7 protein-coding genes are annotated in these 9,794 nt (G+C 46.3%); 5 read left to right on the forward strand and 2 right to left on the reverse strand.

All coding sequences use genetic code 11. From position 1 onward, the window contains the following. Both BLQ17_RS20850 and BLQ17_RS20855 read right to left on the reverse strand, forming a co-directional pair. The coding region (locus tag BLQ17_RS20850; protein WP_092226073.1) for a trimethylamine methyltransferase family protein at positions 1 to 1,190 on the reverse strand (1,190 nt) is incomplete at its 3' end. A 225-nt stretch (positions 1,191 to 1,415) separates the two neighbouring features. Beyond that, the gene (locus BLQ17_RS20855; RefSeq protein WP_092226075.1) at positions 1,416 to 2,423 is read right to left on the reverse strand and encodes a proline racemase family protein; all 1,008 of its coding nucleotides are present in this window, start codon (positions 2,421 to 2,423) and stop codon (positions 1,416 to 1,418) included. A gap of 1,108 nt (positions 2,424 to 3,531) precedes the next feature. Here BLQ17_RS20855 and dctP point away from each other — a divergent pair. The 5 genes from dctP to BLQ17_RS20880 all read left to right on the forward strand — a co-directional run bounded on the left by dctP (position 3,532) and on the right by BLQ17_RS20880 (position 9,421). Beyond that, positions 3,532 to 4,572, forward strand: a complete 1,041-nt coding sequence (dctP, locus tag BLQ17_RS20860) for a TRAP transporter substrate-binding protein DctP (protein WP_218121875.1) — start codon at positions 3,532 to 3,534, stop codon at positions 4,570 to 4,572. A gap of 77 nt (positions 4,573 to 4,649) precedes the next feature. After that, positions 4,650 to 5,150 carry a TRAP transporter small permease gene (locus tag BLQ17_RS20865; protein WP_092226078.1) on the forward strand — a complete coding sequence of 167 codons (501 nt, stop codon included), beginning with the start codon at positions 4,650 to 4,652 and terminating at the stop codon, positions 5,148 to 5,150. 24 nt (positions 5,151 to 5,174) lie between these two features. Beyond that, positions 5,175 to 6,470, forward strand: a complete 1,296-nt coding sequence (locus BLQ17_RS20870; RefSeq protein WP_092226080.1) for a TRAP transporter large permease — start codon at positions 5,175 to 5,177, stop codon at positions 6,468 to 6,470. Positions 6,471 to 6,677: 207 nt separating this feature from the next. After that, positions 6,678 to 7,586 carry a sugar phosphate isomerase/epimerase family protein gene (locus BLQ17_RS20875; protein WP_092226083.1) on the forward strand — a complete coding sequence of 303 codons (909 nt, stop codon included), beginning with the start codon at positions 6,678 to 6,680 and terminating at the stop codon, positions 7,584 to 7,586. A 338-nt stretch (positions 7,587 to 7,924) separates the two neighbouring features. Further along, positions 7,925 to 9,421 carry a sigma-54 interaction domain-containing protein gene (locus BLQ17_RS20880; protein WP_092226085.1) on the forward strand — a complete coding sequence of 499 codons (1,497 nt, stop codon included), beginning with the start codon at positions 7,925 to 7,927 and terminating at the stop codon, positions 9,419 to 9,421. Positions 9,422 to 9,794 lie beyond the last annotated feature (373 nt).

Consider the following 9,794-nt stretch of genomic DNA (forward strand, 5'->3'; position numbering starts at 1 on the left):
TCGATCACGTCCATGGCGAACGTTTCCGGGCTCAGGTGGATGCCGCGCATGAAATGCTTCACGTGGTCGATCACCTCGTCACAGAAGAGGATGGTGGCCGGATCGACCAGGCTGGCCTGGTCGAGCAGACCGACGTCATGAACCAGGTTGGCACCGGTCAGGACAGCGAGCAGACAGGACATGCCGATTTCCGCCGCCCCCTGCTCGTCGAGCACCACGGTGTCGGTCATTCCCGCCGTACCCCAGAACGGCAGCTCAAAATAGTTGGCGATATCGGCAAGAGCCGCGCACTGGAGGTAAATCTCCGGGCCGGCATAGACGCAGACGGTAGACTTCATGTCCATAACCGTCGCCACGCCGCCGTACAGAAATGGCGACCCGGGTCTGGTCAGCTGGTGGACCACCAGCCCCGCAAGCGACTCGGCGTGGCCCTGGGCCAGCAGCCCCGCCGAGGTGGCGGGCGCGGTTGCCCCGCCCATCGGGATCGGATAATAGACGATCGGCATTCCGTACTCGGCGCAGATCATAAGCTCTTTTAGCGCATGCCCGTCGTGCCTCAGCGGCGAGATCGGCTCTCCCAGCTTGATCAGGTACGGGTTTATCCGCAGCTGCTCACGACCGCCGGCGACTATCTCGGCCATCTCGATAATATCCATCAACCCTTCGGGACCGTTGGGGCTGAACGAGATCGATTTCCGCTGGTTAAGCATCATCTCCCGCACGTTGATCCTGTCCACCGTCTCCGGCGGCAGGTCGGCGGCAAACGCCCCCACCTGGACCACATCCATATGCCTGGTGTAATCCATGAGCTGCGCCATTTTTTTGGCATCAGAGGCCACGAATTTGCGTCTTTTGCGGGTGTGGGGATCGACAATATCGATGTTGTCGACAAGCGGGGAGAAATGGGTCTTGCCCGTCTCCATATGCAGGTTTCTTTTACCGTCGCGGTTACAGAGTACAAAGCGTTCGGGCACGCTGGACAGCGCCCGGTCCACCAGGTAACTTGGGATCTTGACAAGCTCACCCTCGACTACCGCCCCGTGACTGTAGAGAAGCTCCCTGGCCTCTTCGTTATGGATCAGCGATCCGGTTCTTTCGAGAATTTCACAGGCCGCCAGATGAATCTCCTTGATCTGGGAATCGGACAATACCCGCATGCGGGGGGTGATCTGCGTCATATTTGCAAACATGGCGTCTCCTTAAAAAAATACTCCTGATCTGTTTTACTATTTAGTCTTCTCGGCATGTAAGACTCCGTTACGTCAAAATCGTACCGTACCGGACACTCCGGGCTTATCCCGGACACCACCCCGGCAGCGATCGCAATCGCGCATGATCGACCATTACGAAACCTGCCCCTGAAGACCGCTGATAATTATTTTTTACTTATAGTTTTTGTTGGGTAAAAAAAATCCCTATTCCAGCAAGAAACCGTCCTTTAACGGATCGTCGGGGTCGATAAAAAGCTGGTTCATCCCCATGATATGCGCCGAACCGGAAATTTCCGGGATTATGGCCGGTAGTGGGCCGACCGTGGTTTCCTCGACAGCCCTAGCCTTGAAAAGGCTCCCGATGATACTTTCGTTGACAAACATTTCATCAAGCTTCAACTCGCCTTTTGCGTACATCAGGGCGGCTTTCGCCGAGGTTCCCGTGCCGCAAGGTGAGCGATCCAAACCGCTGTCGGAAAGGATCACTGCGTTCTTCATCTGCGCCTTTTCCGAAGTCGGCGGGCCATAGAATTCCACATGGGTGCATTCGTTGACAAAATCGAGCTCGGGATGCTGGATTCTGACCTGGCGATTTAACTCGTGCCTGATAACCCGTCCTTTCTCGATAAGGGCGCTTGCCGTATCCGGCCTGATCTCAAGGCCCACATCAGCGGCCGGCAGGATCGCATAGACATTGCCTCCGTAGGCGATATCCAGAGTGAGCCGCCCAATCGTCGGCACTTCGATCTCCAGGTCTCTTTCAAAGACAAAGCTTGGCACGCCAAGAAAAGTAACCTCCCTGGCACGCCCGTTTTCTACCCGCACCCGCACCCGGGTCAGTCCTGCGGGGGTATCGAGATTTATAAAGGTCTCCGGCTCGGTGACCGGTACCATCCCGGTCTCCACCAGCGCCGTGGCCACCCCGATGGTGTCGTGCCCGCACATCGGCAAGTAGCCGCCGGTCTCGATAAATATTGCTCCGACATCCGCCTCGGGATGCTTGGGTTCGGTGAGGATGACACCTGACATGACGCTGTGGCCTCGCGGTTCGAACATCAGCGAAGTCCGGATCCAGTCCATGTTCTCCTTCAGGTACAGCATCTTCTCGGCAATGGTGTCGCCGGGAATGTAAGGAATGCCGCCGGTGATCGTCCTGGTAGGCTCACCTCCGGTATGGGTGTCGATGGATGTGAAAGTGTGCTTGATTATCATTTTTCTTCCCTGGTGATTTTTGATGCTTCAGTCCGGCCGGCCAAGCCACCCGGAACTAAGAGTTTGCCCGCTCTTTTTTGTTGTCGCACCGGTTTCAACTACTTTTTGCGTTCTTGACCGCAATCCTTCTTTAATTGTTTTTTTAATTGCATCTTTTCAAACATCAAATTCCCTTCAACAAGCAGAATTTAATATTGAAAAAAACCTAACCGTAATATCCAACATATTGTTGCAATGCCTGCTGCCACCATCACCGTCATATCACCAGCATGGTAAAGTATGACGATTGCTTTAGGCACAGCAAATTATATGCCAAAAATATTTTGATCTGAACGGGCAAAGAATGCGCCAATCGAAAATAACGTTGCAAAGCACTGTTGCGCTGGCTTTCTCTGGAAATAATTAGGGAATAAGCTGTTGTTTTGTTAATGATTCAAGTCATACTCATGAAAATTCCACATTTTCCCTGGCATATGTACGAATTATCCGCGAAACTACAAGCATATACTCAATAGAACCGCAAATAAGCTGAAACAGCTTATTTGAAGTATTACAAAGAAAAGCCATGATTGTTTGATTTTTTTCAAAAATAGAAATTTTTTTACATTTTTGAATGCTTTCTTACACGGACAATAAAGGAGAGGAAATTCAAGAGAGCGACAGCAACAGGTTGGAAAAACGCAGGTAACTTGCTGGTAATTTAAACCAAATCCAGAACAATTTACAAATTGTCGTATTTTGACGTGTTATATTTAGCATTTACCTGTTTAAACGATACGCTTCTTTATCGCACAGCAGACAAACCCTTCAGCACGTCTAAGGTGCCGCTAAGAAAAACCACGTTTATCTGATATTTTTCAAAAATAGAAAATATTTTACATTTTTGAATGTTTTATTACACGGGCAACAAAGAAGGAAAAAACTTTACATAAGAGAGACCAGATATCGAATGCCCATTTATTTCAGCTAGCTGGGTCATAATCCTCAAAACACGTTAATGATGTGGTATGCAGCTTGCAATTGCTTTACCTGTGATGAGCCTGCTGCAACTCGCTAAATCAGAAGTGTCTTAACCATACCAGTCAACTTCAACTATGAGGAGAAATCAATGAACATTTATTCCAAAAGAGTCATTCAGGTTTTCTGTGTCCTCCTGGCCGGGGCTTTTATGTGGAGCCTCTGCGGGTTTAATTCCGAAGCACTAGCGGCAAAAAAACTAAAGCTCAATCTTGCTCTTGAATCCGGTGATAAAAACACCGCTCAGGGAAAATCAATGCAGATGCTGGCCGATCTCATCGAAAAGAGATCTGACAAAAAAATCAAAGTAAGTGTTTTTTACCAAGGAGAACTGGGCGGTCAGCAAGAGATGTTCGACCAACTGGTAAAGGGCAATATCGATATGATGCTTACCTGGCCCCAGACCTCTTACGATGAACGTTTAGGAATAAACTATATCCCGTACCTGGTCTTGGGATGGCAAGACGCCATGGCAAGTTACGGCAAAGATGGATGGCTCAAGAAGCTTATAGAGCCGGTCTTCGCCGAAATCGGTCTTAAATATTTTGGTCCTTACCCCGAAGGGTTCGGCGGAATTGCAACGAAAAAAAGGTATGCCACCAATTTTGAAGACGCAAAAGGGCTCAAGGTCCGCTCCCAGCCAATCTTTCCACTGCCGCAAACCATTAAAGCGATGGGTTTTCAGCCTGTACCTATCGACTGGTCAGAAGTATACACTTCGATTCAAACAGGTGTGGTCGACGGTGACTCCAGTAACGTAATCTTTTGGGATTATGAATATTTCCGCGATCAATTGGATTTTTATGTGCATTCGGAACACAATTTTTCTTCTTATTCGTTGCTGATGAACAACGACAAATGGGAGAGTCTGTCGCCTGAGTATCAGAAAATCCTGGAAGATGCCGCGATGGAGGTAATCAATAAGCAGTTCAAGGACGCCAAAAACGAAGATGATAAATGGATAAAGACGGCTCAAGAGGCGGGAATTAAATACATTCGCCCGACCGACGAAGAAAAACTGCAATGGGTAAAACGTGTAAGGGCCGAAGTCTGGCCTTTGATTGAAGAAAAACTTGGCAAGGAGATAATGGACACAGTGAGGGAAAAAGCGTCTGTTCCCGGTCAAGGTTAATGTAACCGATCCATCCGAGGGCGCCAATTTTTCTGTGCTCTCGGGTGGATAAAAATCAAATACCAGTGAGTCTTGTCATGAACCTTACCACGTTTTTAAAATCGCTTGACACCTTGTTAATGCTGATCGTAAAGCCAATAGTCATCACCCTGTGCCTGATTGTAGCAATCGGCATGACTGTTGGAGTGTTTTCCAGGATAATCATAGGAACACCAATGTTCGGCCTTGAGGAAATAATCCTGATGACCGTTATGTGGTTGTATATGCTTGGAGCGGTTCTTGCGTCAAGGGAGCGCTCCCACCTGGCAGCCGACTTTGTTCAAGTTGTTTCCAGAAACCCAAAAGTCATCTACTTTGTGCATCTTCTGGCGTCGATAATTTCCTTGATCATTGCAATTTATATTTCGACTTGGTGCTACGATCTCATGACCTGGGCGTTTGCAAAAAAGCAGACAACTCCTGTTTTCAATCTTCCCTGGTACTACTCGCAGAGCAGTTTATTTGTCGCCAGTCTCTTCTTCCTTCTGTATCTGGTGCGGGATATTTTCACTGACCTGGGGAACCTTTTAAAGAAATAAAAAGTTAGAAAGGAGGACGTCAAAATGGGCGCCATTATAGCAATATTAGTATTAATCGGATTTATGATGATCGGGGTCCCCGTCGTCTTCTCGTTTGCTGCCATGACCCTGATATTATCGTATATGTACGATGTCGACATATCCTCTCTCATGACAACAGGATTCTGGTCGGTAAATTCAGTAATACTCATTGCCCTTCCTTTGTTTATCATGACCGGATACCTCATGCAACGAGGTGGAATGGCCGCGAAATTAGTCTCTTTTGTCGAAGCCCTGGTCGGCCGTTCCCGTTCCGGAATGGGATCTTCCATGGTCGTTGCCTGTGGTATATTTGGAGCAATATCGGGAACTGCTTCCGCAGCTGTTGCCTCCATAGGTACGATTATGATAGGGCCAATGGAGAAACACGGGTACAAAAGACCATACACCACTGCGCTGCTAAGTATTTCTTCACTGCTTGGTCTATTGATCCCGCCTTCTATCACCATGATACTGTATGCGGTAGTGACCCGTCAGTCGGTCGCCGCCTGTTTTCTTGCCACGGTTGGTCCCGGCATCCTGCTTATTCTTGTTCTTTGCGTCCTTAATGCTTTGCAGATGAGAAAGGTAGAAGATACAAGTGATAAAAAACTCGATTTTTCCACAAGGGTATCGGAGATTGGCAAATCAGGTTGGGAAGCACTGCCAGCCCTTATGCTTCCAATAATTATTCTGGGAGGCATTTACGGTGGCTTCTTCACCCCTACGGAAGCTGCAGCTATAGCAGTTGCTTATGCGATACCTGTTGGATTGTTTGTCTATAAAGAGTTAGACCTTAAAAAAATTGGCGAATGTTTGGTTAATGCTGCAACTACTACAGGCGTTATCCTGATAATTCTCGTTTTCTCATTTGTTGCAAGCCGCATTTTTACCTTTGAGCGCATTCCGCAGGAGCTGACCGAGCTGCTGATGGATACCTTTAAGAACAAGATAATTATTCTTCTTCTCGTAAATGTATTCCTTATCCTGCTTGGGATGATAATGGATGATGTTTCTGTCGTAGCAATAGTGAGCCCGCTGCTGCTCCCGGTTATGGAATCCATTGGCATCAGCGGTGTTCACTTTGCCGCAATAGTTGGGACAAGTGTAGTTATCGGATGCAACAGTCCGCCAATGGCGCCGATCCTGTTCATGTCATGCAGAATAGGGAATGTCGGCATGTCACAGGTAATAAAGCCCGCAATGTATTTTATGATCGCTGCCGCATTGCCCGTAATGTTGATAACGACATTCTGGTCGCCCCTATCCCTGTTTCTGCCAAAATTATTTGGTTTTATTTAACCGAGAGTAACAAACTCGCAACAGGTGGTGCATAGTCTGCACTATGCGCCTCTACCTAACCAATACGACCACCAAAGCTATCGATTTGAGTCATACTGCAGTCTTTTGAACTAACAAGAAGCGGCCTTCACACAGTGAGTTTGCTGCTCATTGACAGGGAAGGTCAGAGCCTTATTCAGGGTATTTTACAAGAAAAAGAGAAACACAATGACTAAGTACAGCAAGAAACAGCTAAAGCTCGGTATGCATACATATACCCTACATCTAAGCGGACTGGGAGAGAGCTGGGGTTTTAAGGGCCAGCATACCTATGAAAAGAAGATCACTCTGATGGAACTGATGGACTTGGCCGTTGAATGGGGCCTGGATGGTCTGCATATAACCAACGTCGACCTGGAAAGTCGTGATCCGAAACGTTTGGCTGAGGTTAAGGCAGCTGCTGAGGCGCACGATCTTTACCTGGAATACAACGTCTCCTTCGATGCCCCCTGCGATCCGCGTGTCAACTCATCGGTGAAGGAGGCATTTCTCACGGCTGACGCCATCGGTGCTGACCTGGTAAAGTACAGTCTGGATATCGAGCGTCCGAGACCACTGTACGGAACCTGTTTTCATCCGGATGTCATGCGCCAGTTGAGCGATCGTTACGATGAATTCAAGGCCAATATACCTCTGATGGAAAAGCTTGGTCTGAAGCTTGCCATTGAAAATCATTGCGACACCTATGCCGATGAAGTCATCTGGTTGATCGAGCAGCTCAATCACCCGATGATCGGTGCCTGCCTGGACACCATCAATTCTCTGGTAGTGCTTGAAGGCCCTGAACAAGCGGTCAAAAAGCTGGCTCCCTACGCTTTCTGTTGCCACTTCTGCGACAACAAGCTGGTGGTCGACGCAAACGGCACCCACTCAGTTGGTGTTGCCATTGGCAAGGGTGATATAGACTGCGGCAAGGTTTTGCAGACCATCAGAGACAACTCTCCTCTGGACCGCATTACTTTTGAAGTAGAGTGGGAAATGGGTAAAGATTCCATTGAAGTTGCCCGCAAAAAAGAACTCCAGGCTTGCCTTGACAGTATCGACTACCTAAAAAATGTATTAAAGATCGGGGCATAAGGAACCGGTAGGCAACCCACATATTTCATTATTTTTTTACGAGGCCTGTTTTGTTGCATTTCATGCATTAATGCGTGAAAGATTCGAGTTGGATTTTTTAAAAAGAAACTGCAAAAGATCCGAATTTTTGATCGAAAGCATTGTAACTGGTAACACCTTCATAGTAACATACTGTTCATGACGGTGCCTTATCAGCCGACATGTAAAGAAGCTGCGCACCCTATCCCGTTACATTGAAGTCATCTTTTTTTTCAATGTCAGGTGTGGTGCGCACTTCATAAACGTTATTATATTTTGATCTTTTTTAAAATCTGACAGTTAGCTCGAATGCAGAAATTATGCGCAATAAAGATCTTGATTTAGAGACTGTACTTTCACCAGCCTACCTGCAGATCTGGGCAAACTCCCTTCTTGGCGTAATGATACTTGATAAGGAGGGCAGTATTCTTTATGTAAACAAAATTCTCGCAAGAACCGATGATCTGCTGGACCTGGATGTTATAGGGAAACCTATGGTAAGTTTTTACGCTCTCCAAGAAAGCGATCATCTTTCCATCCAGGTTATTAAAACGGGCAAACCGATTATAAAAAAAACCATTCTTTATTATACGATAAAGAAAAAATTAGTTAATTCTTTATGCTCAAGTTTTCCGTTGCTTTCAAAGGGAAGAATTGACGGAGTCATTCATTTTTCCCTCAATCTTCAGGTCAGCCAGAATTTATTTGCGAGATACCCTGCACCTGATAAAGAAATACGCAGCGTCAGCAGCCAATATGCAGTCCCTCGTAAATACACATTCGATTCAATTGTCGGCAAAGACCATGTTCTAAACAAAGCCATCGATCAGGCAAGAGCAAACAGTCGTACCGATTTTCCAGCCTTGATCTGGGCTGAAACCGGTTGCGGAAAAGAACTGTTTGCGCAGGCAATTCATTACGAATCTTCCAGAGCCAGTAAACCCTTTATACCAATAAATTGCGCGGCAATACCTGAAAATTTACTTGAAGCAACCCTATTTGGAACCGCCAAAGGTGCCTTTACCGGTGCAATCGATAAATCTGGGCTAATCGAAAAAGCAGAAGGCGGAACACTTCTTTTAGATGAGCTTAACTCCATGTCTCTTGATATGCAGGCAAAGCTTCTCAGGGTGATTCAAGAAAAAAAAATCAGGAGAGTCGGAGCCCATCAGGAAAAACCGTTTGACGTAAAATTCATTTCAACCTGTAACATCCCACCAACCCAGGCTTTACAAGAGAATAAGATACGGCCCGATCTCTTTTACCGGTTGGCAGTTGCAGTTATTGAAATACCGAATCTGAATGCACGCAAATCGGACATTCCATTGCTGTGCAATCACTTTCTTGAAAAGTGGAACCAAGAGAAATCACAGACGACTGATCAAGTCACAATTTCTAATGAAGTATATTTTATATTTGAAAAGTATCACTGGCCGGGAAACGTCCGTGAGCTGGAACACACCTTAGCATCGAGCCTGACTTCTCTCGGAACGGAAAAAACTATTTACAAGCATCATCTTTCTTTGTATTTCATCGAAAATTACGAAAAAACCACCAACGACACGGCGCAACAGGAAGACTCTGCAACCCACATCCATCCCATTCACCACCTCGGTCAAGCTGATCAGATTGACATGCTCAGTCGGGACAAAATATGCTTAAAGACTGCCGTGGATAATTTTGAAAAAAACCATATCGATCACGCCCTAAAAAGAGCCGGATACAATATCTCAAAAGCCGGACGATTGCTCAACCTCTCATCTCAGTCTTTGCGATACAAAATCAAAAAGCTAGATATTCAATTGATAAACGATTAAGTTTTCTCAATATTCCAGAACATTGGGTCAGTCATTCCAGCTCAAGATATATCTCCCCTTTTTCAGCTTAGCATCTGCTCATTAACTGGTAGTTAAGACAGTATTATTAATCCATACGCCAGATAGCGTGCATTGCGCACCCTGTTTGAGATTTTGTTCAAAATGAAAGGCCGGGCGGCTCTATCTATGTTCGTCAATCACCATCCGGATTAATAAAGATAATTACATAAATCCAATATTTCTGAAAGCAATCAGTAGTCAAAAGGATGAATTAAACACAGCTATTCCCGATGTAAATATAAGTCATTGAAATTGCGCCATTCGGTAAAATCATCTTTCGTAAACATTTAATATGAAGTATGAACTTAATCTA

It is taken from the genome of Desulforhopalus singaporensis (assembly GCF_900104445.1).
Classification (GTDB): domain Bacteria; phylum Desulfobacterota; class Desulfobulbia; order Desulfobulbales; family Desulfocapsaceae; genus Desulforhopalus_A; species Desulforhopalus_A singaporensis.